This window comes from Actinomadura violacea (assembly GCF_017573465.1).
Taxonomy (GTDB): Bacteria; Actinomycetota; Actinomycetes; order Streptosporangiales; family Streptosporangiaceae; genus Spirillospora; species Spirillospora violacea.
The window spans coordinates 80,639-104,501 of the sequence record NZ_JAGEPF010000009.1 but is presented as its reverse complement, the minus strand read 5'-3'; the positions used below and the strand labels follow the sequence as shown (position 1 = coordinate 104,501).

At 73.3% G+C, this 23,863-nt stretch carries 24 protein-coding genes; 14 read left to right on the top strand and 10 right to left on the bottom strand.

All coding sequences use genetic code 11. From position 1 onward, the window contains the following. Positions 1–47: 47 nt before the first annotated feature. The gene (locus tag J4709_RS15375; protein ID WP_208241212.1) at positions 48–239 is read right to left on the bottom strand and encodes a ferredoxin; all 192 of its coding nucleotides are present in this window, start codon (positions 237–239) and stop codon (positions 48–50) included. Positions 240–540: 301 nt separating this feature from the next. Between J4709_RS15375 and J4709_RS15370 the strand changes: the two genes are divergently transcribed. Then, positions 541–1,212 carry a class I SAM-dependent methyltransferase gene (locus tag J4709_RS15370; RefSeq protein WP_208241564.1) on the top strand — a complete coding sequence of 224 codons (672 nt, stop codon included), beginning with the start codon at positions 541–543 and terminating at the stop codon, positions 1,210–1,212. A 184-nt stretch (positions 1,213–1,396) separates the two neighbouring features. Here the strand turns inward: J4709_RS15370 and J4709_RS15365 are convergent, their stop codons facing one another. The 5 genes from J4709_RS15365 to J4709_RS15345 form a co-directional block, all read right to left on the bottom strand. Beyond that, positions 1,397–2,524 (bottom strand): glycoside hydrolase family 15 protein, encoded by a 1,128-nt coding sequence (locus J4709_RS15365; protein WP_208241210.1) that lies wholly within the window; start codon positions 2,522–2,524, stop codon positions 1,397–1,399. Next, the gene (locus J4709_RS15360) at positions 2,514–3,275 is read right to left on the bottom strand and encodes a class I SAM-dependent methyltransferase (RefSeq protein WP_208241562.1); all 762 of its coding nucleotides are present in this window, start codon (positions 3,273–3,275) and stop codon (positions 2,514–2,516) included. Before J4709_RS15360 ends, J4709_RS15365 begins: the two co-directional genes overlap by 11 nt. A 131-nt stretch (positions 3,276–3,406) precedes the next feature. Further along, a complete protein-coding gene (locus J4709_RS15355) occupies positions 3,407–4,699 on the bottom strand; it encodes a glycosyltransferase family 4 protein (protein WP_307801263.1) in 1,293 nt (430 codons plus the stop codon). Positions 4,700–4,727: 28 nt separating this feature from the next. Next, positions 4,728–5,963, bottom strand: coding sequence for a cytochrome P450 (locus tag J4709_RS15350; RefSeq protein ID WP_208241208.1), 1,236 nt, complete (start codon positions 5,961–5,963; stop codon positions 4,728–4,730). A 37-nt stretch (positions 5,964–6,000) separates the two neighbouring features. Beyond that, positions 6,001–7,266, bottom strand: a complete 1,266-nt coding sequence (locus J4709_RS15345) for a cytochrome P450 (protein WP_208241206.1) — start codon at positions 7,264–7,266, stop codon at positions 6,001–6,003. 332 nt (positions 7,267–7,598) lie between these two features. Between J4709_RS15345 and J4709_RS15340 the strand changes: the two genes are divergently transcribed. Continuing rightward, on the top strand, positions 7,599–7,841 hold the full coding sequence (locus J4709_RS15340) for a hypothetical protein (protein ID WP_173099329.1): 243 nt from the start codon (positions 7,599–7,601) through the stop codon (positions 7,839–7,841). An 81-nt stretch (positions 7,842–7,922) separates the two neighbouring features. Here J4709_RS15340 and J4709_RS15335 read toward each other — a convergent pair whose 3' ends face one another. From J4709_RS15335 to J4709_RS15325, 3 genes are all read right to left on the bottom strand, one after another. Beyond that, the gene (locus J4709_RS15335) at positions 7,923–8,915 is read right to left on the bottom strand and encodes an MBL fold metallo-hydrolase (RefSeq protein ID WP_208241204.1); all 993 of its coding nucleotides are present in this window, start codon (positions 8,913–8,915) and stop codon (positions 7,923–7,925) included. 108 nt (positions 8,916–9,023) lie between these two features. Further along, positions 9,024–10,184, bottom strand: a complete 1,161-nt coding sequence (locus J4709_RS15330) for a steroid 3-ketoacyl-CoA thiolase (protein WP_208241202.1) — start codon at positions 10,182–10,184, stop codon at positions 9,024–9,026. A gap of 82 nt (positions 10,185–10,266) precedes the next feature. Further along, the gene (locus tag J4709_RS15325) at positions 10,267–11,514 is read right to left on the bottom strand and encodes a cytochrome P450 (RefSeq protein WP_208241192.1); all 1,248 of its coding nucleotides are present in this window, start codon (positions 11,512–11,514) and stop codon (positions 10,267–10,269) included. A 344-nt stretch (positions 11,515–11,858) separates the two neighbouring features. On the opposite strand from J4709_RS15325, the gene J4709_RS15320 reads away from it, so the two are divergent. From J4709_RS15320 to J4709_RS15275, 10 genes are all read left to right on the top strand, one after another. Then, positions 11,859–12,266 carry an SCO2583/SCO2584 N-terminal domain-containing protein gene (locus tag J4709_RS15320; protein ID WP_208241190.1) on the top strand — a complete coding sequence of 136 codons (408 nt, stop codon included), beginning with the start codon at positions 11,859–11,861 and terminating at the stop codon, positions 12,264–12,266. A 192-nt stretch (positions 12,267–12,458) separates the two neighbouring features. Continuing rightward, on the top strand, positions 12,459–13,460 hold the full coding sequence (locus tag J4709_RS15315; protein WP_208241188.1) for a 3-oxoacyl-ACP synthase III family protein: 1,002 nt from the start codon (positions 12,459–12,461) through the stop codon (positions 13,458–13,460). Between the two features lie 11 nt (positions 13,461–13,471). Beyond that, positions 13,472–14,224 (top strand): glycosyltransferase family 2 protein, encoded by a 753-nt coding sequence (locus J4709_RS15310; protein WP_208241186.1) that lies wholly within the window; start codon positions 13,472–13,474, stop codon positions 14,222–14,224. Then, positions 14,221–15,384, top strand: coding sequence for a cytochrome P450 (locus tag J4709_RS15305; protein WP_208241184.1), 1,164 nt, complete (start codon positions 14,221–14,223; stop codon positions 15,382–15,384). The genes J4709_RS15310 and J4709_RS15305 overlap by 4 nt, the downstream gene beginning before the upstream one ends. Next, positions 15,381–16,907 (top strand): class I adenylate-forming enzyme family protein, encoded by a 1,527-nt coding sequence (locus J4709_RS15300; protein ID WP_208241182.1) that lies wholly within the window; start codon positions 15,381–15,383, stop codon positions 16,905–16,907. Before J4709_RS15305 ends, J4709_RS15300 begins: the two co-directional genes overlap by 4 nt. Then, complete coding sequence (locus J4709_RS15295; RefSeq protein ID WP_208241180.1) at positions 16,904–17,830, top strand: NAD-dependent epimerase/dehydratase family protein; 927 nt, start codon at positions 16,904–16,906, stop codon at positions 17,828–17,830. The genes J4709_RS15300 and J4709_RS15295 overlap by 4 nt, the downstream gene beginning before the upstream one ends. Positions 17,831–17,879: 49 nt before the next feature. After that, positions 17,880–18,611: a Clp protease N-terminal domain-containing protein gene (locus tag J4709_RS15290; RefSeq protein ID WP_208241178.1), complete on the top strand. Its 732-nt coding sequence runs from the start codon at positions 17,880–17,882 to the stop codon at positions 18,609–18,611. Positions 18,612–18,703: 92 nt separating this feature from the next. Then, entirely contained in the window at positions 18,704–19,564 is an 861-nt protein-coding gene (locus J4709_RS15285; RefSeq protein WP_208241176.1) for an alpha/beta fold hydrolase, read from the top strand. Between the two features lie 72 nt (positions 19,565–19,636). Beyond that, complete coding sequence (locus J4709_RS15280) at positions 19,637–20,251, top strand: NIPSNAP family protein (protein ID WP_208241174.1); 615 nt, start codon at positions 19,637–19,639, stop codon at positions 20,249–20,251. A 42-nt stretch (positions 20,252–20,293) separates the two neighbouring features. After that, the gene (locus tag J4709_RS15275; protein WP_208241172.1) at positions 20,294–21,352 is read left to right on the top strand and encodes a DUF4037 domain-containing protein; all 1,059 of its coding nucleotides are present in this window, start codon (positions 20,294–20,296) and stop codon (positions 21,350–21,352) included. Here the strand turns inward: J4709_RS15275 and J4709_RS15270 are convergent. Continuing rightward, positions 21,349–22,875: a PucR family transcriptional regulator gene (locus J4709_RS15270; protein ID WP_208241170.1), complete on the bottom strand. Its 1,527-nt coding sequence runs from the start codon at positions 22,873–22,875 to the stop codon at positions 21,349–21,351. The two genes, J4709_RS15275 and J4709_RS15270, sit on opposite strands and share 4 nt — an antisense overlap. Positions 22,876–23,048: 173 nt before the next feature. Here J4709_RS15270 and uraD point away from each other — a divergent pair, with 173 nt between their 5' ends. After that, positions 23,049–23,549, top strand: coding sequence for a 2-oxo-4-hydroxy-4-carboxy-5-ureidoimidazoline decarboxylase (gene uraD / locus J4709_RS15265; RefSeq protein WP_307801262.1), 501 nt, complete (start codon positions 23,049–23,051; stop codon positions 23,547–23,549). Beyond that, a complete protein-coding gene (uraH, locus tag J4709_RS15260) occupies positions 23,546–23,860 on the top strand; it encodes a hydroxyisourate hydrolase (RefSeq protein WP_208241166.1) in 315 nt (104 codons plus the stop codon). The genes uraD and uraH overlap by 4 nt, the downstream gene beginning before the upstream one ends. Positions 23,861–23,863 lie beyond the last annotated feature (3 nt).

The following is a 23,863-nucleotide window of genomic DNA, read 5'->3' as shown; positions in this document are numbered from 1 at the left end:
GGTGACGAACCGTCCGCGGCGCGGCGCCGCCGCTCCTCGGCGGCCCGCTACTCCTCGAGGGTCAGGGCGGCCTTCGGGCAGGAGCGGACCGCGTGCCGGACGCGGTCGGCCTCCTCGGCCGGCACGTCCGGCTTGAGGACCTCCAGCTCGTCGTCGTCGTTGAGGTCGAAGACCTCGGGGGCGAGCCCGACGCAGACGCCGTTGGCCTCGCACACCAGCGGGTCGACTCGTACTCTCATCGGCTTCTCCGTTCGCGTTCCCGGATGGGCGGGCGCGGTCCGGGGGTGGTCCGCGCGGCGGCACGGCTCCGCCCGCCCGGTGCCCGGCGCCCAACCTACCGAACCGGGTTCTGGCACCGGCCGCCCGCCCGGCAAAAGTAGAACACGTTCCAGTCTGGTGCGGCAACACCGGGGCGAGACCCGAGTCTCATTCGGTGTCGGATAAGGTGCGCGGATGAACGGAACCCCGTCTGATTTGCGCGAGGCGCCCACCGTCCCGGGGACGACCTCCGCCGCGGACCGCCCGGACGGACCTCCCGCGATGCCGGCGGACCTGCTGCGCGCCGCCCGCTGCGCGAAGGGCTTCATGCCGGACGACGAGGGCCGCGTCCTGTACGAGACGGCCCTGGAGTACGGGGCCCGGCTCGCCGCCACGGGGCCGCTGCTGGAGGTCGGCAGCTACTGCGGCAAGTCGGCGATCTACCTCGGCGCCGCCGCCCGGCACGCCGGCACGGTCGTCGTCACCGTCGACCACCACCACGGCTCCGAGGAGAACCAGGCGGGCTGGGAGCACCACGACCCGTCCCTGGTCGACCCGAGCACCGGGCGGATGGACACGCTGCCGACGTTCCGCAAGACGGTCGGCGCGGCGGGCCTGGAGGACCAGGTCGTCGCCGTCGTCGGGCAGTCCCGGACGGTCTCGGCGTTCTGGCGCACCCCGCTCGCGCTGCTGTTCATCGACGGCGGCCACGCCGAGGAGCACGCGCAGGGCGACTACGAGGGCTGGGCGCGGCACGTCGCCGTCGGCGGCGCGCTGGTGATCCACGACGTGTTCCCCGACCCGAAGGACGGCGGGCAGCCGCCGTACCACGTCTACCTGAGGGCCCTGGAGAGCGGCGCGTTCGAGGAGCGCCGCGTACAGGGCTCCCTACGCGTCCTAGAACGCGTTTCCGACACGGACCCGGCCGCCGCCCCCCGCCCCGTCGCCTCATAAGCCACAGAACGGCCACGGCCCGGCACCGGGCACTCGGGCCGGGGGTGTGGGGGCGGAGCCCCCGCCGGGGGGCGTGGGGGCAGGCCCCTCACCGGGGGGGCCGAAGCCCGGAGCGGAGCGCCAGCGGAGCGGAGGGCGCCGGCCGCCCCCGCAGCGGGGGGTGTGGGGGGTCGCCCCCCACACATCAGAGCCGCGTCCGGACCGGGTTGGCGACCGGTACCAGCGCGCAGCCGCACGCCAGGGGGTCGGACGCGGCGCACGGCCCGAGCGGCCGCCCCGCGATCTCCTTGAACAGCCGGGCGCCCGGCGAGGCGTCCGCCAGCGCGTCCGCCGCCAGGACCACCGCCGCCGCCGTGTAGGTGGAACGGTCCCCGGGGAAGTGCCGCTCGTTCTCGAACTGCCAGCCCGTCCAGTACGAGCCGTCCTCGTGCCGCAGGTGCTGGATGGTGGTGAACAGCTCCAGCGCCCGGTCCCGGTCGCCCGCCGCGTCCAGCGCCATCACCAGCTCGCAGCTCTCCGCCGCCGTCACCCACGGCTGGTCGGACACGCAGCGGCAGCCGAGGCCCGGCACGACGAACGCGTCCCAGCTGTCCGCGAGCCGCCGCGCGGCGGCCTCGCCGCGCACCGGGCCGCCGAGCACCGGGTAGTACCAGTCCATCGACCAGCGGCTCTTGTCGGCGAACGCCTCCGGGTGCGCGGCCACCACGTGGCCGAGCTGGTCGGCGGCGAGCTCCCAGTCCGGCTGCGGCTCGCCGAGGTGCTCGGCCAGCGCGACCGCGCAGCGCAGCGACTGGTAGATCGACGAGCATCCGGTCAGCAGCGCGTGGTCGGACGCGGCGCCGTTCTCGTGCCGGATCCAGATGATCTCGCCGCGGCGGGTCTGCAGGCCGAGCGTGAAGTCGACGGCCCGCCGGACCACCGGCCACATCCGCCGCGCGAACCGCTCGTCGCCGGTGCACAGCAGCTCGTGCCAGACGCCCACCGCGACGTAGGCGGCGTGGTTGGACTCGCCGCCCGGCTCGGTGACCTCGCCGAGCACCCATTTGGCGGGCCACGACCCGTCCGGGCGCTGCACGCCCGCGAGCCACTCGTAGGCGCGGCGCGCCTCGTCGCCGAGCCCGGCGACGGTCAGCGCCATCGCCGCCTCGACATGGTTCCAGGCGTCGACGTGCCCGGGCACGCCGCCGACCGGCGAGAACCACGGGATCGCGCCGGACGCCTCCTGCTGGCGGGCGATGCTGCGGGCGGTCGCGACGACGTCGTCCGGCGTCAGGACCCCGGGCACCGAGGGCGGGATGATCTCAGACGGCATCCGCCGTCTCCTTGGCCGGGGCCGCCGGCGTGCTCGGCACGGACGGCTTCGCGAAGTACACGACGACGCTCTTGCCGATCACCGGGTTCAGCGCGCGCTCGGCCAGCCGGGTCGCGAGCGGCCGCTTCATGATGTCCCAGACCAGGATCTGGTGGTAGGCCTTGGCGAGCGGGTTGCCGTCGTCGTTCACGCCGACCGCGCACTTGATCCACCAGTACGGGGCGTGCAGCCCGTGCGCGTGGTGGTGGCCGCCGACCTTGAAGCCGATCGACTTGAACTTCGCCTCCAGCTCCGCGCGCGTGTAGATCCGCACGTGGCCGCCGGGGGCGGTGTGGTAGTCCTCCGACAGCGCCCAGCAGACCCGCTCGGGCAGCCAGCTCGGCACCGTCACGGCGAGCTTCCCGCCCGGCTTGAGCACCCGCATCAGCTCGCGCATCGCCCGCATGTCGTCGGGGATGTGCTCGAACACCTCGGACGCGATGATCTTGTCGAAGTGGTCGTCGGGGAACGGCAGGTCGAGCGCGTCACCCTGCACGGTCTCGGCGGTCGCGCCCGCGGGGACCTCGCCCTCCAGGCGCATGGCGCCGAACATCGTCTCGACGCCGGCCAGCTCGTCCGCGTCGAGGTCGAAGGCCACGACGTGCGCACCCCGGCGGTACAGCTCGAAGGCGTGCCGTCCGGCCCCGCATCCCATGTCGAGGATGCGGTCCCCGGGGGTGACGCGGAACCGCTGGAAATCCACGGTCAGCAGGGTCGTGCTCCTTCCGTACGGGGAGTCCCGGATCGGGTTCCCACAGCACTTCTCAGTACTGGCCTTGCTCAGGTGCTGCCCCCGGCGGGGTGCAGCCGTGTTCGGACGCGGCCCTGGCGGAGCCGCCCGTCTCAGGTGCGGCGCGCCCGCTTGGACGCGGCGAGCCGCAGGTAGTTCCGCTCGCGGATGGCGGCGCGGTAGTGCTCGACGGTCGCCTTCGCCACGGCGGGCCAGGCGAACCGCTCCTGCACCCGGGCGAGCCCGGCCGCGCCCACCCGTGCCCGCTCCGCGGGGGAGTCGTGCAGCAGGCGCAGCGTCGCGGCGAGCTCCTCGACGTCGCCGGGCTCCACCAGGACGCCCGCGTCGCCGACGACCTCGGGCAGCGCGCCGGCGCGGCTGGCGACCAGCGGCGTGCCGGACGCCATGTGCTCGACGGCGGGCAGGGAGAAGCCCTCGTAGCGGGACGGGACGACGGCGATCTCGGCGGAGGCCAGCAGGTCGCCCAGCTCGTCGTCGCTGATGCCGCTGACGAACCGGACCCGGTCGCCGAGCGCCAGCTCCTTCACCAGCTTCTCGGTCGGGCCGTCCTTCTGCGGCCGGCTGACCACGATGACGTGCACGTCCCGCTCGGTGGCGACCTTGGCGACCGCGCGCAGCAGCACGTCGACGCCCTTGATCGGGGCGTCGGCGCTGGCCATCGCGACGATCCGGCCGGGGACGCGCTCGCCGCGCGGGTGGAAGATGCGGGTGTCGACGCCGAGCGGCAGGATCTCGATGTCGCGCGGGTCGACGCGGAAGTCCTTGACGATGTCGACCTTGGACGACTCCGACACCGTCAGCACGGGGCCGATGCGCCGCGACACCTGCGACTGCATGGTGACGAACCCGTACCAGCGGCGCTTGCCGAGCTTCTGCTTGATGCCCTGCGCGGCCTCCAGCTCGATCCGCCGGTCGACGCTGATCGGGTGGTGGATGCTGGTGACCAGCGGCAGGCCGAGCCGGGAGATGGCGAGGTTGCCGAGGCCGAGGACCTGGTTGTCGTGCACGACGTCGAAGTCGCGGCGGCGCCGCTTCAGCTCGCGCAGCGCGCGGATGCTGAAGGTCAGCGGCTCGGGGAACCCGCCGGTCTTCATGTGCGCGAACTCCAGCACGTCGATCCAGTCGCGGAACTCCTCGCGCGCCGGCGTGCGGAACGGGTCCTCGTCCCGGTACAGGTCCAGGCTCGGGATCTTGGTGAGGGCGATCTCGTCGCGGTCCAGCTCCGGATACGGCTGGCCGGACAGCACCTCCACCGTGTGCCCGAGGTCGATCAGCTCCCGGCTCAGATGCCGGAGGTAGACCCCCTGGCCGCCGCAGTGCGGCTTGCTCCGGTAGGAGAGCAGGGCGACCCGCAACGGTCCGCCCGGCTCGTCTGCCTCACCCACGCCAGCCCCTGCCCACGCACCACTCCCGTCAGTCGCGGGACGCCGGTCGCACACGCACCGGCATCTCCTTTATGCCGTTGATGAAACTAGACCTTAGCCTCCGTACGTTACCGCCGAGTTCAATATTGGGCACAGTGTCCAAAAGTGTTTCGAAAAGCACACTCAGCTCGAGCCGGGCGAGATGGGAGCCCAGGCAGAAGTGCGGGCCGCCGCCGCCGAACCCGATGTGCGGGTTCGGGTCGCGGCCCACGTCGAAGGCGTACGGGTCGGCGAAGACCGCCTCGTCCCGGTTCGCCGAGGAGTAGAACACCACGACCTTGTCCCCGGCGGAGATCTGCCGCCCGCCGAGCTCGGTGTCCCGCACGGCGGTCCGGCGGAACAGGTTCACCGGCGTGACCCACCGGACGATCTCGTCCGCCGCCGTCCGGACCAGCGACCGGTCGGCGCGCAGCCGCGCCCACTGCTCCGGGTGCTCCAGCAGCGCGAGCATGCCGCCGGTCGCGGCGTTGCGGGTCGTCTCGTTCCCGGCGACCGACAGCAGCATCACGAACAGCTCGAACTCGTCGCCGTCCAGCACCTGGCCGTCGGCGTCCGGCTGGAGCAGCCTCGTGACGATGTCGTCGCGCGGGTTCTCCCGCCGGTCGGCGGCCAGCACGTTGGCGTAGGCGTACAGCTGCGTCGCCGCCTCCTGGCCCTCCTCCGGCGTCCGCTGGAACTCCGGGTCGTCCCCGCCGATCAGCGTGTTCGACCAGGTGAAGATCTTCTCCCGGTCCTCCGGCGGGGCGCCCAGCAGCTCGCAGATGACGTACAGCGGCAGCGGGGCGGCGAGGTCGCGGACGAAGTCGGCCTCCTCGCCGCGAGCCACCGTCTCCTCGACCAGCCCCCGGCAGATCTCCCTGATGTGGTCGGCCAGCGCGCCGATCGCGCGCGGCGTGAACCCCCTGTTGACGATGCCGCGCTTGCGCGTGTGCTCCGGCGGATCCTGGTTGAGCATCATCATGCGCTGGAGCGCCAGATGCTCCTCCGGCGGCTCGTCGAACAGCGCGAGCCGCTCGTAGGAGGAGAAGATCTCCGGATGCCGGGACACGTGCACCACGTCGGCGTGCCGGGTGACCGCCCAGAAGGGCGGGTAGTCCCGGTCCGGGTCGCCGTGGTGCCGGTGCACCGGGTCGTGCTCGCGCAGCCACGCCAGCTGCTCGTGGGGGGCGCCGCCGCGCTCGTACGCGTCGAGGGCGACCAGGTCGATCTCGGGGGTGGTGGTCATCGCGCCAGGACCTCTCTGTCCGGTTAGACCTCGATCATCAACCTCGGCGGGGGGACGGGGTGAAGCGCACGGGCAGATCCTTGAGCCCGTTGACGAAGTTGGAGCGCAGCCGGCGGCCCTCGCCGGCGGGCTGGATGTCGGGCATCCGGTCCAGGATCGTCTCGAAGATCATCTTCAGGTTCATCCGGGCCAGGTGCGTGCCCAGGCAGAAGTGCGGGCCGCCGCCGCCGAAGCCGATGTGCGGGTTCGGGTCGCGGCCCACGTCGAAGCTGAAGGGGTTGTCGAACACCCGCTCGTCCCGGTTCGCCGAGCTGTAGAACAGGACGACCTTGTCGCCCTTGCGGATCTGCTTGCCGCCCAGCTCGACGTCCTCCATGGCCGTCCGGCGGAACTGGTTGATCGGGCTGACCCAGCGGACGATCTCCTCGACCGCCGCCGGCAGCAGGCTCCGGTCCGCCTTCAGCCGCGCCCACTGCTCGGGCCGCTCGAAGAAGGCCTGCATGCCGCCCGCCGTCGCGGTCCGGGTCGTCTCGTTCCCGGCGATCGACAGCATGATCACGAAGAGCTGGAACTCCTCGTCGGTGATCCGGTTGCCGTCGGCGTCCGGGGTCAGCAGCTTGGTCACGATGTCGTCGCGCGGCGTGGACGCGCGCGCGGCGGCCAGCTCGCCCGCCCAGCCGGCGAACTCGGCGGCGCACAGCTGCGACTCGGTGCGGTCCCCGATGTACTCGGGGTCGTTGAAGGCCACCAGCTTGTTGGACCAGGCGAAGATCTTCTCGCGGTCCTCCAGCGGCGCGCCGAGCAGCTCGCAGATCGTGTAGAGCGGCAGCGGCGCCGCGAAGTGCTCGACGAAGTCGCACTCGCCGAGCTCGGCCGCCTCGTCGATCAGCCGGTTGCAGATCTCCCGGATGTGGTCCTGCAGCTTGCCGATCATCCGCGGCGTGAAGCCCTTGTTGACCATGCTGCGCAGCCGGGTGTGGTCCGGCGGGTCCTGGAACAGCATCATCTGCCCGTACAGCGCGATGTCCTCGTCGCTGAACTCCTCGAACATCGCCGACCGCTCGTGCGAGGAGTACAGGTCGGGACGGCGCGACGCGCGCACCACGTCCTCGTGCCGGGTGATCGCCCAGAAGCCGTCGACCCCGTCGTTGGGGTCGGCGTGCCAGTGCACGGGGTCGTTGTCGCGCAGCCATGCGAACTGGCGGTGCGGGATGCCGCCGCGCTCGTAGACGCCGGGATCGATGACGTCGATCTCGGGGGCGACGAAGGCCGGGGTGGGAGCGGTACGGGTCTCAGTGGCCATGGGGTTCCTTCGTGCCGGTGGGGCTGGTCACTTCGAGGACGGGACGGTGGCTCCGTGTCGCGCCGCGCGGGGCCGGGCACCGGCGCCGGGCGCCGGGCGGACGATCTTGTGATTGAGCGCTTGCTCGGGATGCGGATGTAGAACACGTTCTAACATGAGACTCCAGTCTCATCAAGGGTCCAGACGGTGGAGTGACCCGAATCGCATCGCCCTGTCACGTTGCGGCGAGGCCCGGGCGCCGGACGTTTACCTACATGGGGCGGTGTAGTGCCGCCTGGTCGGGAATGTCACTTCTTGTACGCACGCCCGTTTCCGGGATGGGAGGTCCCGCGATGTTTCTCGCACTGGTGGTCGGCGGGATCCTGGTGTACGCCGCCGTCGATGTCGTCCGGACGGCGCTCCGCAGACGCAGGGCGCGGCGGGAGGCGCTGGCGCGGCCCCGGCTGCGGACGGAGCCGGAGCCGCTCACCGCGGCGGAACTGGAACGCCTCGCGGCCGACGAGCCGGAGGCGCTCATGTGGACCGAGGACGATCAGCGGTGGCTGGAGAGCCGCCGCATCAGCCTCCGCTCCTGACCCGGCCTCGTTGACTTGCGGCGTGTCGGCCTTATGAGGCGGGTTTTAAGGCCGACACGCCGCAAGTCAACGCGTGGCCGGTCAGCGCAGGACGTAGCGGAGGGGGTCGTCGTCGCCCTCGCGGCTGACGGTCCCGCGGTTCTCCAGGGTGCGCAGGTGCGCGGCGGCCTCGCCGGCGGCCATCCGGCGCGCGCTCAGCGGCATCTGCTCCCACGGGTGCCGCCACGTCAGCCCGGCGGTGACGTCCCACAGCGTGACGGGACGCGACGACAGCAGCGCCGTCACCTCCGCCAGGCGCTCCTCGTGGTGGCCGATGATCTCCCGCGCGCGTTCTGACAGCCCCGTGAACCGGTACTGGTGCGCCGGCAGCACCTCCGCCGCCGACATCGCGGAGATCTTGTCCAGTGAGCCGAGGAAGTCCGACAGCGGGTCCACGTCCGGGGTGTCGTACGGGTAGAGCCCGATGTGCGGCGTGATGCGCGGCAGGACGTGGTCGCCGGTGAACATCCGGTCGCCGTCCTCCAGGTGCAGGCAGATGTGGCCGGGGGAGTGCCCGGGCGTCCAGATCACCCGCAGCCTGCGGTCCGGCAGGTCGACCAGCTCGCCGTCGTCGAGGGCGCGGTCCGGGATCGCGGGCGGGTCCACCCGCGGCTGGTCCATCCCGCCGTCCAGCTCCGACTCGGCGGCGCCGGCGCGGCGCATCGCGGTCAGGTCGAAGCGGCGGCGCTCCTCGTGCCCGAGGGCGGAGTGGAACATCCGGACGATCTCGGTGTCCGCCCGGTGCATCGCGATCCACGCGCCGGACGCCTCGCGGACCCGCCCGGCGAGCCCCGCGTGGTCCGGGTGGAAGTGCGTGACGACCACGCCGCGCACGTCGGCGACGTCGATCCCGAAGGTGCCGAGCCCGTCGCGCAGCGCCGTCCAGGCGTCCTCGTGCTGCCAGCCCGCGTCGATCAGGACGGGGCCCTGCGGGCTCTCCACCGCGTACACCAGCGTGTAGGCGAGCGGGTTGCCCGGAATGGGGACGGGAACGCTCCAAAGCCCCCCGCCGAGATCCTCGGGTACCGGCTCCACGGGACCGCCTTTCGCACCCGATCCGGTCGGGCGAGTCGGTTGCGGGGACCCTAGCGGAGCGCGCGGCGCGGCCGCGCGCCCGGGGTCCCCGCGCGTCGGAGGTGCTGGTCAGATGCGCTCGATGATGCTGGCCGTGGACAGCGCGCCACCGCAGCACATCGTGATCAGGGCCGTTTGCGCGTCCCGCCGCTCCAGCTCGTGCAGCGCCGTGGTGATCAGCCGGGCGCCCGTCGCGCCGACCGGGTGGCCGATCGCGATCGCGCCGCCGTTGACGTTCACGGTGTCCATGTCCGGCTTGTGCACCGACGCCCAGGACAGCGCGACCGCCGCGAACGCCTCGTTGACCTCGGTGATGTCGATGTCGCCCATCGTCATCCCGGCCCGCGCGAGGACGCGCTCGGTCGACTGCACCGGCCCGTCCAGGTGGTAGTACGGCTCGCCGCCGACCAGCGCCTGCGCCCGGATCCGCGCGCGCGGCCGCAGCCCCAGCTCGAACGCCTTCTCCTCGGACATGACGACCACCGCGGCGGCGCCGTCGGAGATCTGCGACGAGGTGCCGGCGGTGTGCAGCGAGCCCTCGCCGAGGACCGGCTTGAGCTTGCCCAGCCCCTCCTTCGTCGTCTCGCGCAGGCCCTGGTCGCGGGTCACCGTCCGGGTCTCCCCGGTCGGGTTCCCCTCGGCGTCCAGCACCGGCGCCTCGATCGCTACGATCTCCCGCTCGAACCGGCCGTCCGCCCACGCCTTGGCGGCCAGCTGCTGCGACCGCGCGCCGAACGCGTCCAGGTCGTCGCGGGTGAGGCCGCGCCGCTGCGCGATCCGCTCGGCCGCCTCGAACTGGTTCGGCATGTCCAGCGACCAGTCGTCCGGGCGCGGGTTGTGCGGCAGCACGTTGGTGCCGAGCGGCGCGCGGCTCATCACCTCGACGCCGCAGCCGATCGCGACGTCGACGACGCCGGCGGCGATCTGCGAGGCGGCCAGGTGGACGGCCTGCTGCGCCGACCCGCACTGCGCGTCGATCGTGGTGACCCCGGTCTGCCAGGGCAGCCCCGCGTACAGCCAGGCGTACCGGCCGATGTGCGAGCCCTGCTCGCCGGCCTGCGTCACGCACCCCGCGAAGACCTGCTCCACCTCGGCGGCGTCGATACCGGCGCGCTCGACGGCGGCGATCAGCGTGTGGGACAGGACGGCCATCGGCTTCAGTCCCGCCAGCCAGCCGTTGCGCTTGCCGAGCGGCGTGCGCACCGCCTCGACGATCACCGGGGTACCCATGCGGTCTCCTTCTAGAACGGGATTCGCTTCGACTGTAACCAGTTCTACTTTCCCCCGTAACCCCCGATCCCGCCCAACGGGATCACCCCCGGTACCTCACAGGGAGTTCCTTGATGCCGTTCAGCCAGGCGGAGCGGAGGCGGCGGGGCTCGCCGGTCCGGGTGATGTTCGGCATGTGGTCGGCGATCGCGTCGAACATCAGGCCGATCTCCAGGCGGGCCAGGTTGGCGCCGATGCAGTAGTGGGCGCCGGTGCCGCCGAAGCCGAGGTGCGGGTTGGGGGAGCGGGTGATGTCGAACGTGCCGGGGGCGTCGAAGACGTCCTCGTCGAAGTTCGCGGACGAGTAGTACATCGCCACCCGGTCGCCGGCCTTGATCTCGGCGCCGCCGAGCTCGGTGTCGTGGACGGCGGTGCGCTGGAACGCGGTGACCGGGGTGGCCCAGCGGACGATCTCGTCCGCCGCGGTGTCGGGGCGCTCGGCCTTGAACAGCTCCCACTGCTCGGGCGCGTCCATGAACGCGATCATGCCGTGGGTGATCGCGTTGCGGGTGGTCTCGTTGCCGGCGACGGCGAGCAGGATCATGAAGTAGCCGAACTCGTCGTCGCTGAGGCCGCGGCCGTCGACGTCGGCCTGGACGAGCTTGGTGACGATGTCGTGCGCGGGGCAGCCGCGGCGCTGCTCGGCGAGGTTCATCGAGTAGCCGATGATCTCGGCGGCGGCGCAGGCGGGGTCGGCGTCGTACTCGGGGTCGTCGTAGGCGAGCATCTGGTTGGACCAGTCGAACAGCTTGCGGCGGTCCTCCTGCGGGACGCCCATCAGCTCGGCGATCGCCTGGAGCGGCAGCTCGGCGGCGACCTCGGTGACGAAGTCGCCCTCGCCGCCCTTGCGCAGCGCGTCGGCGACGATCCGCCCGGCGCGCTCCTGCAGGGCGTCGTGCAGGCCCTTGACGACGCGGGGGGTGAACCCGCGGGAGACGATCTGGCGGAGCTTGGCGTGCTGCGGGGCGTCCATGTGCAGCAGGAGGTTCTCGCGCTGCAGGTCGAGCTCGTCGCGTCCGAACGTCTCGTTGAACCGGATGACCGACCCGTTGGCGTTGGCGGAGAACAGCTCGGCGTTGCGCGAGATCTCCTTGACGTGGGCGTGCTTGCTGATCACCCAGAAGCCGTCGTCGTCGAAGCCGGTGCGGCCGCGCGGCTGGGCGTTCCACCAGGGGCGGGCGGTGCGGCGCAGCGCGGCGAACTCGGCGAGCGGCACCCGTTCGGCCATCAGGTCCGGGCAGCAGAAGTCGAACCCGGCGGGGACGGCGGACTCAGGTGCGGTGGCGGTCATGCGCGGTTCCTCCCGATGCGCGACGCGGAACGTCCGGATCACCGTAGAACCCGTTTCAGCGGCCGGGCAAGAGCGAATGAGACTCCAGTCTAACCGAGTGTCTTGAGCAAGCGTTTGGTTGCCTAGCGGAGGCCGACTCCCCTTTTCAGCAGGCGAAACCCGGGGGTTCTTGCACTGCCATGATGCTCGTCCGGAACTCAAGATCGCGGAGCGGTGACCTTGCTCACCTCGGCCGGGAGAGCTAAGTAGAACTCGTTCTACTTCGCGGGCGCGAACCGGGGCGTTCAGGTGCGGCGGGCGTCCACTAGCCTGGGGCTCGCACTCCCCCCGCGCCGGAGACGTCCATGCCCGCTGATTTCGACGAGCCCGTGTTCGACGAGGAGTTCGTCAGGAACGCCGCGTTCACCGAACCGTCCGCGCGCGAGCGCGCGCAGCCGCCGCGCCGCTCCCGGCGCCGGCGCCCCGGCCGGCCGGGCGGCCGGTTCGGCGTCCGCGCCTGGCGGGCCCGGCGCGGGTCCCGCGAGCCGAGCCACCGGCGGGCCGTCATCCAGGTGATCGGCGGCGTGCTCGTCCTGCTGGCGATCTCCGTCGCGCTGTGGTGGTGGCAGTCGGGCTCGCGCAGGAGCGACGACGGGAACCCGGTCGGCCCGGCGGCGACCATCGTCGTCTCCCCGCTGCCCTCGGCCCCGCCCGCGCAGACGCAGATCCCGCGCGCCGCGGCGCCCGCCGGCCCGGACCTGCCCGTCGGCTGACGCCGGGTCCGCGACGTGCCTGGCCGGAACCGGCTGGCCGGGCAAAGTACTCATTCGGGATGAGTGTCACTACTCACCGCGAATCAGGCTAGAACGCCTGGTCGGTCTTCCGTAGGGTCTCCCTGTCCGGACGCGGTCGGGGCCCGCGAACCTGGCTTTGCCACACAGGACAGAGGACCGGGGGACCAGCCCATGAGAGCCCGCATCACCGCCGTCGCCGCGCACCTGCCGCCGCGCGCGGTCACCAGCGCGCAGGTCGAGGCGCGCATCGCGGCCGAGAGCCCCGGCTTCCGCCCGCACCCGACGATCGTCGAGCGGATGACCGGGATCCGGGCCCGGCACGTGATGGACGACGGCGAGCAGGCGTCCGACCTGGCCGTCGCCGCCGCCCGCCGCGTCCTGGCCGAGCGCGGGATCGGTGCCGGCGCCGTCGACCTGCTGGTCTTCGGGTCCGCCTCGCAGGACCTCATCGAGCCCGCCACCGCGCACATCGCCGCCGCCAAGCTCGGCGCGTCCTGCCCCGTCTTCGACGTCAAGAACGCCTGCAACAGCTTCCTCAACGGCCTGCAGATGGCGGACGCGCTGATCCGCACCGGCCAGCACGAGCGGGTGCTGGTCTGCACCGGCGAGAGCCCGTCCCGCGCGATCCGCTGGACGGTGCGCGACCGCGCCCAGTTCGTGGACGCGTTCGCCGGTTACACCCTGTCGGACGGCGGCGCCGCGATGCTCGTCGAGGCCGCGCCCGACGGCGGGATCTTCTACCGTGACTTCGCCGCCGTCTCCAGCGCCTGGCCGATCGGCACGCTGCCCGCCGGCGGGTCGATGCACCCGCGCGACCCCGAGTACACCTACTTCAAGGGCGACGGCCGCCGGCTCAAGGACGCCTTCCTCGCGGCCGGCCCGGAGATCTTCGCCAACGCCCTCACCAAGACCGGCCTGACCTGGGACGACTTCGCGGTCGTGGCCGTCCACCAGGTGACCCTGCCGTACCTGGAGGTGCTGCGGGCGACGCTCGGGATCCCGCCGGACCGGCTCGTCGTGACGCTGCCCGAGCACGGCAACGTCGCGTCCGCGAGCCTGCCCCTCCAGCTCGCCACCGCGATCGGCGAGGGCCGCTGCCGTCCCGGCGACCGGGTCGCGCTCGTCGGCCTCGCCGGCGGCGTCAGCCTCGGCGTCCTGTTCGCGGAGCTGTGACGATGCCGGAGATGAACCTCTGGGTCGTCGTGCCCGCCTTCGACGAGGAGCGCTCGATCGGCGCGACCCTGCACCGGCTCGCCGCGCAGACCGACCCCGGCTTCACGCTCGCCGTCGTCGACAACGGCAGCCGGGACGGGACGGCCGGGGTCGTCCGGGCGTTCGCCGACGAGCACCCGGCGATGGACGTCCGGATCGTCCCGGAACCGGAGAAGGGGACGGGCGCCGCCGCCGACACCGGCTTCCGGCACGCCGCCACCGCCGGCGCCACGCACATCGCCCGCACCGACGCCGACTGCCTGCCGGACCCAGACTGGATCGCCGCGGTGAAGCGGGCGTTCGCGGACGGGCTGGAGATGGTGTCCGGGCCGCTGCGCCCCCGCACCGACGAGTTCCCGCTGAGGTTCTGGGAGCGGCGCCTGCTGCCCGCGGTGATCGGGGTCGCCGCGACGTTCGGCCGGTTCCGTCCCGGCAACCAGGACCCGCTGTACCTGGGTCCGTACGTGATGATGCCGGGCTGCAACGTCGCGATCACCGCCGACCTGTACAAGCGCGCCGGCGGGTTCCCGCGCACCCGTATCGAGGACGTCCACGAGGACCGCGCCCTGGTCAACCGCGTCCGCTACCTGACCGACGCCTACGGGCTGCGCAAGGACGTCGCCGTGTACGGCTCGGTGCGGCGGCTGCGCGCGTTCGGGCTGGTCAAGACCCTCGGCTGGTACGCCGACCACCGCTACATGCCCGAGGTGGTGGACATCCGATGAGGTCCCCGGACTGGGAGCGGCGGCTCTACCTGGCCGCGCATCCCTTCGCGTATCCGCTGCTGCGCGGCCTCGCCCGGCGCGGGCCGATCGTCCGCGTGCCGGGGCTCGGCGTCGTCGTGAACGCGGCGCCGCTCGCGCGCGAGGTGCTGATGGACGGCGAGACGTTCCGCAAGGACGGCCCCGGCTCGCCCGGCGACCTGTGGACGCCCGTGCTCGGGCCGTCCGTCCTGCTGAACATGGAGGGCGACGCGCACCGCGCGCTGCGCGGCCGCCTCACCGGCCTGTTCACGCCGTCCTACACCGACGCGCTGTGCGCGCGCGTGCTCGCCGACCCGCTGGAGCGGCTCGCCGGCCGGCTCGCGCGCGGCGCGACCGTCGACCTCGTCGACGCCGCGCGCGTCATGGCGGGCGCGGTGATCAGCGAGGTCATCGGCCTGGACGCGGGGACGGAGGCGGACTTCCGGCACCTGTTCGAGCAGGGCGAGCGGATCGTGTCGATGGTGTCGCTGCGGACGCGGCGCCTCACTGCGGCGCAGGTCGAGCGGGCCCGCGCCGTCCTCGACCCGCTCGGCGCCATCGCCGCCAAGTCCTACGCCGACGGCGACGAGTCCACGGTCATGGGCCGGATGCGGACCCTCGGGCTCTCCGAGGACGAGGCGCGCGGCGCCGCGGGCGCGTTCTTCCTCACCGGCACCGAGACCGTCGCCACGCTGCTGCCCCGGCTGATCGCGCTGCTCGCCGACGCGGGGCAGCTGACGAGGGTCGCCGGCGCGCGCGGGCTGCTCGACCGGGCGATCGACGAGGCGATGCGGGTGACGACGCCGACGCCGGTGATGCTGCGGAGCGTGCACCGCCCGGCGGTCGTCGGCGGGGTCGCGATCCGCCCGGGGGACCGGGTGCTCATCGCCACGCACAACTGCTGCCGCGACCACGGCCCGTTCGACCTGGAGCGTCCGCATCCGCCGGAACTGCGGCGGCTCTGGTTCGGCGCCGGACCGCATTTCTGCATCGGCTATCCGCTGGCGCTCGCGCAGATCCGCCGCGTCGCCGGGACGATCCTGGACGCCGCGCCATTGCGGATCACCGGCCGCGCCGCGGCACGCGGCGTCCTGATCCCCACCTACAGCCATCTCGCCGTCCGTTCGGAGGCCGTCTCATGACGCTCGTCCGGCAATTGCTCGACCAGGCCGCGCGGACACCGGACGCCGTCGCGCTGGTGTCCGGGAACGGTGCGCAGCTGACCTATGGGGAACTGCGCCGACAGGTGCTCGCCGTCCGGCACGGGCTCCTTTCCGCAGGTCTTGAGGAAGGCGACGGAGTGCTGTTCTCCGTCCGTCCCTCACCGGAATCCCTCGTCCTCGCGCTGGGCGTCGTCGCCGCCGGGGGAGTGGTGGTCTTCGCCGATCCCGGGGCCGGGCCGGAAATGTTCACGGCCCGGTTGAGATTGGCGCGGCCCCGCTGGTCCGCCGCCGAATCGGTGCTCTATGTGGGCAGCCGGCTGAGGATCGTCCGGGCCTATGCGCGGCGGCGCGGACTGCTGCTGCCGAACCTCGCCGAACTGCAGATCCCCGGCGAGGACCCGATGCGGCACGTCCACGTCGGGCGGCGCCTCCCGGGCGTGCCGCGACGCTCCGTGCCGCTCGCCGGACTGCTGCGCGGCGACGCGCCGGAACCGGCGGACGACACCGATCCCGACGCCCCGGCGGCGGTCATCTTCACGTCCGGGACGACCGCCGCGCCGCGCGCCGTCGTCCATTCCCAGGCGTCCCTCGCCGCCGCGCTCGGCCTTTTCCGCGGCCGGATGCCGCTCGGGCCCGGCGACGTCGTCCACACCGACCAGCTGATGCTCGGACTGCCGACGCTCATCTCCGGTGCCCGCTGGTCGATGCCGCCGCTGTTCTGCTCGCCCGCCGATTTCGTGCGGCTCATGCGCGAGCGCGGCGCCACCCACACGTTCTGCGTCCCGGTCCATCTCGCCGAGATCCTGGACGTGGCGCCGCAACTGCCGCCGTCGCTCCGCTATGTGCTGCTCGGCGCCGCGCCCGCACCCGCCGGAATCCTCAAACGCGCGACCGGCGCGACGTCCGCCGAAGTCCTTTCCGTCTACGCGATGACCGAGATCCTGCCGGTCGCGATCGCGTCGGCCGATGAGAAAATCGCGCACACCGCGTCCGGCGCCGAAGGCGACCTTCTCGGCGCTCCCCTTCCCGGGGTCGGGACGCGGCTCGCCGGCGACGGCGAACTGTTCCTGTCCGGCCCGAACCTCTGCCGCGGCTATCTCGGCGCGGAGCCGTTCAAGGAACTCGCGACCGGCGACCTGGCCCGCCTCGACGACGGGCGGATCGTCCTCACCGGCCGGAAGAAGGACATGCTGATCCGCGGCAAGTTCAACCTCTACCCCGGCCTCTACGAGCCGGCGATCGCCGCGCTGCCCGGCGTCGACGAGGCCGCGATCGTCGGCGTCCCCGACCCGGCGACCGGCGACGAGGAGGTCGTGCTCGCCGTCGCCGGCACCGCCGACCCCGCGCGCCTGCGCCGCGGCCTGCCCGCCGTCATCGACCACGACGCGCTGCCCGACCGGATCGTCGTCCTCGGCGCGCTGCCCCGCTCCGGCCGCACCCGCAAACTCGACCGCGACCGGCTGCGCGACCTCGCCGCGCGGCGCGCCGGGGCGGCCGGATGAGGATCGCCGTCACCGGCGCGTCCGGATTCGTCGGCGGCGCCGTCTGCCGCGCCCTGACCTGCCGGGACATCGCCGTCCACGGATTCGGCCGGCGGCCGTCGGTCCCGCCCGGGCACCTCGCCGGCGCCGCCTACCGGTCCTGGGACCTCACCCGCGGGCCGATCCCGGACGCGCCCGCCGTCGACGCCGTCGTCCACTGCGCGGGCAGCGTCACCGACTGGGGGCGGCCCGCCGGCCTGTTCGCCGCCAACCTCACCGGCACCCGCAACGCCCTCGCGTCCTTCCCCGGTGCGCGGTTCGTGCACGTCAGCACCGCCAGCGTGTACGACCCGCACCGGCCGAGCGTCATGGCGACCGAGGACGAGGCGCCCGTCGCCCGCTACCTCAACGCCTATGGCGCGTCCAAGGCCGCCGCCGAACGGTTCGTGATCCGGCGCGGCGCGATCGTCCTGCGGCCGCACGCCGTCTACGGGCCCGGCGACACCACGCTGCTGCCGCGGGTGCTGTCCGCCGTTCGCGGGCCGCTGCTGCCCGCCGTCGGGACGGGCCGGCAGCGGATCAGCCTGACCTCGATCGCGAACCTCGTCCAGGCGTGCCTGCTCGCCGCGACCGGGCCGGTCGCGTCCGGTGTCTTCAACGTCGCCGACGCCGCCCCGGTCGTCATCGACGACGCGTTCCGCGAGATCCTCTCCGAGCGCGGCGTCGCCGCCCGGCCCGTCTACATCCCCGCCGGCCTCGCGCGCCCGCTCGCCGCCGCCGCAGAGGGTGCGTTCCTGCTGGCCCGCCGCCCGGAGCCGCCGCGCCTGACCCGCTACGCGATCAGCCACCTGGCCGTCGAGCGGACCCTCGACATCACCGCCGCCCGCGACGTCCTCGGCTACGCCCCGCACGCCACCTCCTTCGCGGGGGCCGCCGCCTGGTAATCGTCAACCGACGGTTGACGATCCATTATCGTCAACCTATGGTTGACGCATGAGCGAACCGACGCAGTCCAACGTCCAGATCCGGCTCGACGACCTCATCTCCTCGATCAAGAAGGTCCACCCCGACGCCCTGGAGCAGCTCACCAGCGCGGTCGTCGCCGCCGAGCACCTCGGCGAGGTCGCCGACCACCTCATCGGCCACTTCGTCGACCAGGCCCGCCGCTCCGGCGCGTCCTGGACCGACATCGGCCGCAGCATGGGCGTCAGCAAGCAGGCCGCGCAGAAGCGGTTCGTCCCCAAGGGCGCCTCGCCCGACCTCGACCCGTCGCAGGGCTTCACCCGCTACACCGCCCGCGCCCGCAACGTCGTCATCGCCTCGCAGAACGAGGCGCGCGCCGCCGGGAACGCCGCGATCACCCCCGCGCACCTCGTGCTCGGCCTGATCGCCGACCCCGGCTCCCTCGCGGCCAAGGCGATCACCGCGCAGGACGTGCTGCTCGACACCGTCCGGCAGGCCGCCACCGCCGCGCTGCCCCCCGAGGCCGCCGACCTCCCCGCCCTCATCCCCTTCGACCAGGACGTCACCAAGACCCTCGAACTGACCTTCCGCGAGGCCCTGCGCCTCGGCCACAACTACATCGGCACCGAGCACATCCTGCTCGCCCTCCTCGAACACGAGAACGGCACCGGGATCCTCGCCGAGGCCGGCGTCGCCAAGCCCGCCGCCGAGACGAACATCACCGAAGCCCTCGCCGCCATCGTCGCCGGCCGCGGGGAGTGACCCGTCCACCGCCCGCGCTCGCATGACCGGGGCGCGGGCGGTGGACGGAGGGGGAGCGATGAGTTGCGGGGCCCGCCGCGGTCTGTCCTTGCATGGAGTCCTTCATCAAGGTCAACGGCGTTGCGCTGTGCGCGGAGACGTTCGGAGAGACCGGCGAAGCGCCCGTCCTGCTCATCGGCAACACGATGCTCACCTGGCCGGACGCGCTGTGCGAGCGCCTGGCGGCGCTGCGGCGCTTCGTCGTCCGCTACGACCTGCGCGGCACCGGGCGGTCCGAGCCCGGCGCCCCGGCGGCGGAAGGTCTCGGCTACGACCTGCGCGACCTCGTCGCCGACGCCGCCGGAGTCCTCGACGCGCACGGCATCGCCGCCGCGCACGTCGTCGGGTTCGGATCCGGCGGCTGGATCGCGCAGCTGCTCGCCCTCGACCACCCCGCGCGCGTCGCGAGCCTCACGCTGATCTCCACCCGGCCGACCGCGCCGGGACCGAACGATCCCGATCTGCCCGAGCACGCGCCGGAGCTCATGGCGCGCTTCATGAACCCGCCGGCGGTCGACTGGTCCGACCGCGCCTCGGTCGTCGCGTTCATGACCGGGAACGCGCGGCATGGCGCCGGTGCGGCGTTCGACGAGGCGGAGGCGCGGGCGGGCATCGAGCGGATCTACGACCGCGCCGACGCCTCCTCCGCCGACGCCCTCCGCGGGGACCTGATGGGGACGGCGTTCGCCGCGATGGACTGCGCCCCGCGCTGGCGGGAGCGGCTCGGCACCATCACCGCGCCGACGCTGGTGGTGCACGGCGAGGACGATCTGTTCTTCCCCCTCGGCAACGGCCGCGCGCTCGCCGCCGAGATCCCCGGCGCGGAGCTTCTCGTGCTTGAGGGGACGGGTAACGAGATCCCGCGCCGGACCTGGGACGTCCTCGTGCCCGCGCTGGTCCGGCACACGTCCTGATGGCCCGGATCCGGCCTGAAATGGCCGGATCCCGGCTCGTCCGCGCGGCGCCGTGCGGTGACGCTTGGGGCCGTGGACGTGATCGAGTTGCGGCAGTACAGGTTGCGGCCGGGGCGCCGGGACGAGCTGATCGAGCTGTTCGACGGGCACCTCGTCGAACCGCAGGAGGCCGCAGGCATGACCGTGCTCGGCCAGTTCCGGGACCTGGACGATCCCGGCAAGTTCGTCTGGATGCGCGGGTTCGCGGACATGGGCGCGCGGGGCGAGGCGCTGCGCGCGTTCTACTACGGCCCGGTGTGGAAGGCGCATCGGGAGCGGGCGAACGCGACGATGCTGGACTCGTCGGACGCGCGGCTGCTGCGGCCCCTGCGCCCGGTGCGTCCGGCGCCCCGCCCGCCGGCCGGCGCTCCGGAGCCGGACGCCCCGGTCTACGCGTTCCTGTGGTCGTTCGGCGACCGGCTCGCGGAGGCCGAGCGGACGATGCTGGACGAGGTCGTCCCGCTGTACGGCCCGGACGCGCTCGCCCTGGCCACGCTGGAGGCGGAGAACGACTTCCCGGCGCTGCCCGTCCGCACGGGAGGCGGGCACGTCGTCGTCATCGCGTCCGGTGAGGTGGAGCTTCCCGGTGGCGTGCCGGAGCCGCAGGTGCTGCGGCTGGCGCCGACCGGCCGGTCGCGGCTGCGCTGAAATGGTTCGCCGGAGCGGCGCCCGGTCTGCTGGAGTGGGCGCGTGGACGATCATCTGCGCGGCGCGGAGCTGGCACGCGCGTACTACGGCGATCTCGTGCGGCCGCTGCTGGACGCGCACTTCCCCGGCCTGCCGTACGCGGCGGCGCGGCTCGGGTCCGGGTCGGACGTGCTGGGGTTCGACGACGCGACCAGCCGCGACCACGACTGGGGCTGCCGGCTGACGCTGCTGCTGGCCGACGCCGGCGCGATGCCCGAGGTGACGGCGATGCTCGAACGGGAGCTGCCCGACCGGTACCGCGGCCATCCGGTCCGGTTCCCGGTCACCTGGGACCGGACCGTCACGCACAAGGTGGACATCGCGACCGTCGAGGGGTTCTGCCGCTTCCGGCTGGGCGTCGACCCGGCCGGCGGGCTGTCGCTGCTCGACTGGCTGTGCCTGGTGGGGCAGTGCGTCCTGGAGGTGACGGCCGGGCCGGTGTTCGAGGACCGGACGCCGGCGCTGGCCGGGATCCGCGCCGGGCTCCGCCGCTACCCGCCGGACGTCGAGCGGTACGTCCTGGCGGCGTGGTGGCGGCGCGCGTCCCAGTGGATGCCGATCGTCGGGCGGACGGCCGCGCGCGGCGACGAGACCGGGTCGCGGATCCTCGGCGCGCGGGTCGCGGAGGATCTGGTGCGGCTGGCCTTCGCGCTGTCCGGCGAATGGGCGCCGTACGGGAAATGGCGCGGCATCGCGTTCAAGGAACTGCCGATCGCGGAACGCCTGGCGGAGCCGCTCGAAAGGGCGGTGGCCGGAGGCGATTGGCGGGAAAGGGAATCGGCATTGGCCGAGGCCGCCGAGATCCTGCTGGACGTCCAGCGCGAACGCGGCCTCCCGGCACCCGGAAACGCCGTCGTCGGTTTCTGGGACCGGTCTTACCGGACGGTCGATGAGGCGGTCGCCGCCGGGCTTCTCGCAGAGATCACCGACCCGGAGGTCGCGGCGCTGCCGCCCTACGTCGGGTCCGTCGAGCAGTGGGTCGACAGCGTCGACGTGCTCGCCCCCGCCGACCGCCGCGCCGCGCTCCAGATCGCCTACCGCAGATGGATCGCCGGCGGTTAGGACAGCCGGAGCGCGAGGAAGAAGTCGACGCGGTCTTCGAGCCGCGCCAGATCGCGGCCGGTCAGGTCCTGGATGCGCTGGATGCGGTACCGGACGGAATTGACGTGCAGGTGCAGTTGCTCGGCGCACTTCGTCCACGATCCGGAGTTCTGGAGGAACGTTTCCAGGGTCCGGATCAGATCGGCCTTGTGGACCTCGTCGTATTTGCGCAGCGGGTCGAGCAGCCGCACTTCGAACATCTGCCGGACGTCCTCCGGAACGGTCGCCAGCAGCAGCACGTGCGTGGCGAGTTCGTCGTGCCGGACGACGCACACCGGGTCGGTGCGCCCGGACGCGAGCCGCCGCGCGTAGCGGGCCTCGTCGACGGCCCCGCGCAGCTCGCCCGCCCCGACGACGTCGCTGACCCCCACCGCGATCCCCGCGCCCGCCAGGCCGGGCGCGAGCGCGGCTAACGCGGCCTGGATCGACGCGGCGACGTCCGGCCCCGCTTCGGCGGGCACCGGCACGGGGACGAGCGCGACGGCCTCGTCGTCCAGCAGCCCCACGACCGGACGCGGTACCGGCATGACCTCGCCGAGCACCGACCGCAGCTCACCGGGCCGCAGCGTCCCGCGCCCGGCGGCGGCGGCCGCGACGTAGGAGGCGCGCGGGTCGAGCCCGGCGAGCTCCAGCCGCGGCAGGATCTCGTCGGCGGCCGCGGCCGACACCACCAGCCGGACGAGCTCCTGCGCGAGCCGCCCCTCCACGCTCAGCCGGTCGTCCAGCCGGGCCCGCTCCAGCGCGGCGATCGCGGCGAGCTCGGTGGTGAGGGCGCGCCGCTCGGCGGGCCAGTCGGCGTGGTCGCCCTCGCACGCGACGAACCAGTCCGCGACGCGGGACGTGGTGTCCTCCGCCACCGGGAAGACCGACACGCCGGAGGCGGCGAGGTGGTGCGGGAGCCGCGGCGCGGTGAGGAAGGCGCGGGCGAGCGCGGCGCCGTCCGGGGCGCCCGGCGGGCCCGCGACGACGCGCCCGGTGGCGGTCAGCACCCAGCAGCGCATCCCGAGGTCGCGGCCGACGAGGTCGAGGACGGCGCCGAGGCCCGCGCCCTCGCTCATCCCGGCGACGAGCCGGCGGTGCCGGTCCAGGACGGCGGTCAGGTCGGCGGCGCGCGCGCCGGACAGGTGCCGGACGACCTCCTCGGTGACCGTCGCGAACGCCACGTCCTCCGGCACCTTGAACAGCGGGAGCCGGTGCCGCCGGCAGGCGTCGACGAGGTCGTCCGGGATGGTGCCGGTGGCGAGGTCCCAGGCCGCGAGCGCGGACACCCCGGCCTGCGCGAGCGCGCGGACGAACACCTCCGAGTCGCCCGGCTCGGACCGCCAGACCAGGCCGGTCAGCACCAGCTCCCGGCCGCCGAGGTACCGGCCGGGATCCAGCAGGTCGGTGGTGACCACCCAGGTGATCACCCGGTCCAGCAGGTCGTCGCCGGTGACCACCTCGAGCCGCAGCTCCGGCATGTCGAGCAGCGCGCGCAGCTTCATAGAACAGTTAACTCACCGTTCACCGGGCCGGGTGTCAACGGTCCGCGCCCGCGATTGGAGCAACGCACGAAAACACCGGCGTGAGCCGGGTCACAGTTAGGACGTCCTGTCCCTTCACCGCGCACCGGATTGCCGTATCTACTGGCGGCAAGGACGGAGACAGGGAGGTGCCGGTGAGCGAACGGCTCGACGTCACGGAGGGCGGGCTGCTGGCGTGCTGCGCGTCCCGCCGCTGGGCGGCGGAGGTCGCCGCCGGGCGGCCCTACGCCGGCCTCGCCGAGCTGCGGGCCGCCTCCGCGAAGGCGCTCGCCGGCCTGGACTGGGCCGATGTCGAGGAGGCGCTCGCCGCGCACCCCCGGATCGGCGACCGGGTGCGCGGCGCGGGCACCGAGGCGGCGTGGTCGCGGGGCGAGCAGTCCGGGATGGACGCGGCGGCCGCGGAGCTGCGGACGGCGCTGGTGGAGGGCAACCGGGCCTACGAGGACCGGTTCGGGCACGTCTTCCTGATCTGCGCGACCGGCCTCGGCGCCGCCGAGATGCTCGCGGCGCTGCGCGCGCGGCTCGGCAACGACGCCGCGGCCGAGCGGGCGGCCGTCCGGGCGGAGCTGGCGAAGATCGTCGACCTGCGGCTGGCGAAGCTCGCCGCCGCGCCCGGCAAGGAGGGGGAGCGATGAGCCTGTCGACGCACGTGCTGGACGCGGCGAAGGGCCTGCCCGCGGCGGGCGTCGCCGTCCGCCTCGACCGGCGGGAGCCGGACGGGTCGTGGACGGTGCTCGCCGAGGCCCGCACCGACGCCGACGGGCGGATCAAGGAGTGGGGCGCCGAGCCGGGCGCCGGCGTGCACCGGCTGACGTTCGACACCGCCGGCCTGTCCGACTTCTACCCGGAGGTCACGGTCGCCTTCACGATCGACGACCCCGGGCGGCACTACCACGTCCCGTTGCTGCTGAGCCCGTTCGCCTACTCGACCTACCGAGGGAGCTAACCC

Bases quoted from the DNA above. Each gene is read 5' to 3' on its own strand.
- J4709_RS15375 (WP_208241212.1), bottom strand. From the start codon at position 239: ATGAGAGTACGAGTCGACCCGCTGGTGTGCGAGGCCAACGGCGTCTGC.
- J4709_RS15370 (WP_208241564.1), top strand. From the start codon at position 541: ATGCCGGCGGACCTGCTGCGCGCCGCCCGCTGCGCGAAGGGCTTCATG.
- J4709_RS15365 (WP_208241210.1), bottom strand. From the start codon at position 2,524: ATGCCGTCTGAGATCATCCCGCCCTCGGTGCCCGGGGTCCTGACGCCG.
- J4709_RS15350 (WP_208241208.1), bottom strand. From the start codon at position 5,963: ATGACCACCACCCCCGAGATCGACCTGGTCGCCCTCGACGCGTACGAG.
- J4709_RS15345 (WP_208241206.1), bottom strand. From the start codon at position 7,266: ATGGCCACTGAGACCCGTACCGCTCCCACCCCGGCCTTCGTCGCCCCC.
- J4709_RS15340 (WP_173099329.1), top strand. From the start codon at position 7,599: ATGTTTCTCGCACTGGTGGTCGGCGGGATCCTGGTGTACGCCGCCGTC.
- J4709_RS15330 (WP_208241202.1), bottom strand. From the start codon at position 10,184: ATGGGTACCCCGGTGATCGTCGAGGCGGTGCGCACGCCGCTCGGCAAG.
- J4709_RS15325 (WP_208241192.1), bottom strand. From the start codon at position 11,514: ATGACCGCCACCGCACCTGAGTCCGCCGTCCCCGCCGGGTTCGACTTC.
- J4709_RS15320 (WP_208241190.1), top strand. From the start codon at position 11,859: ATGCCCGCTGATTTCGACGAGCCCGTGTTCGACGAGGAGTTCGTCAGG.
- J4709_RS15315 (WP_208241188.1), top strand. From the start codon at position 12,459: ATGAGAGCCCGCATCACCGCCGTCGCCGCGCACCTGCCGCCGCGCGCG.
- J4709_RS15310 (WP_208241186.1), top strand. From the start codon at position 13,472: ATGAACCTCTGGGTCGTCGTGCCCGCCTTCGACGAGGAGCGCTCGATC.
- J4709_RS15305 (WP_208241184.1), top strand. From the start codon at position 14,221: ATGAGGTCCCCGGACTGGGAGCGGCGGCTCTACCTGGCCGCGCATCCC.
- J4709_RS15300 (WP_208241182.1), top strand. From the start codon at position 15,381: ATGACGCTCGTCCGGCAATTGCTCGACCAGGCCGCGCGGACACCGGAC.
- J4709_RS15295 (WP_208241180.1), top strand. From the start codon at position 16,904: ATGAGGATCGCCGTCACCGGCGCGTCCGGATTCGTCGGCGGCGCCGTC.
- J4709_RS15290 (WP_208241178.1), top strand. From the start codon at position 17,880: ATGAGCGAACCGACGCAGTCCAACGTCCAGATCCGGCTCGACGACCTC.
- J4709_RS15285 (WP_208241176.1), top strand. From the start codon at position 18,704: ATGGAGTCCTTCATCAAGGTCAACGGCGTTGCGCTGTGCGCGGAGACG.
- J4709_RS15270 (WP_208241170.1), bottom strand. From the start codon at position 22,875: ATGAAGCTGCGCGCGCTGCTCGACATGCCGGAGCTGCGGCTCGAGGTG.
- uraH (WP_208241166.1), top strand. From the start codon at position 23,546: ATGAGCCTGTCGACGCACGTGCTGGACGCGGCGAAGGGCCTGCCCGCG.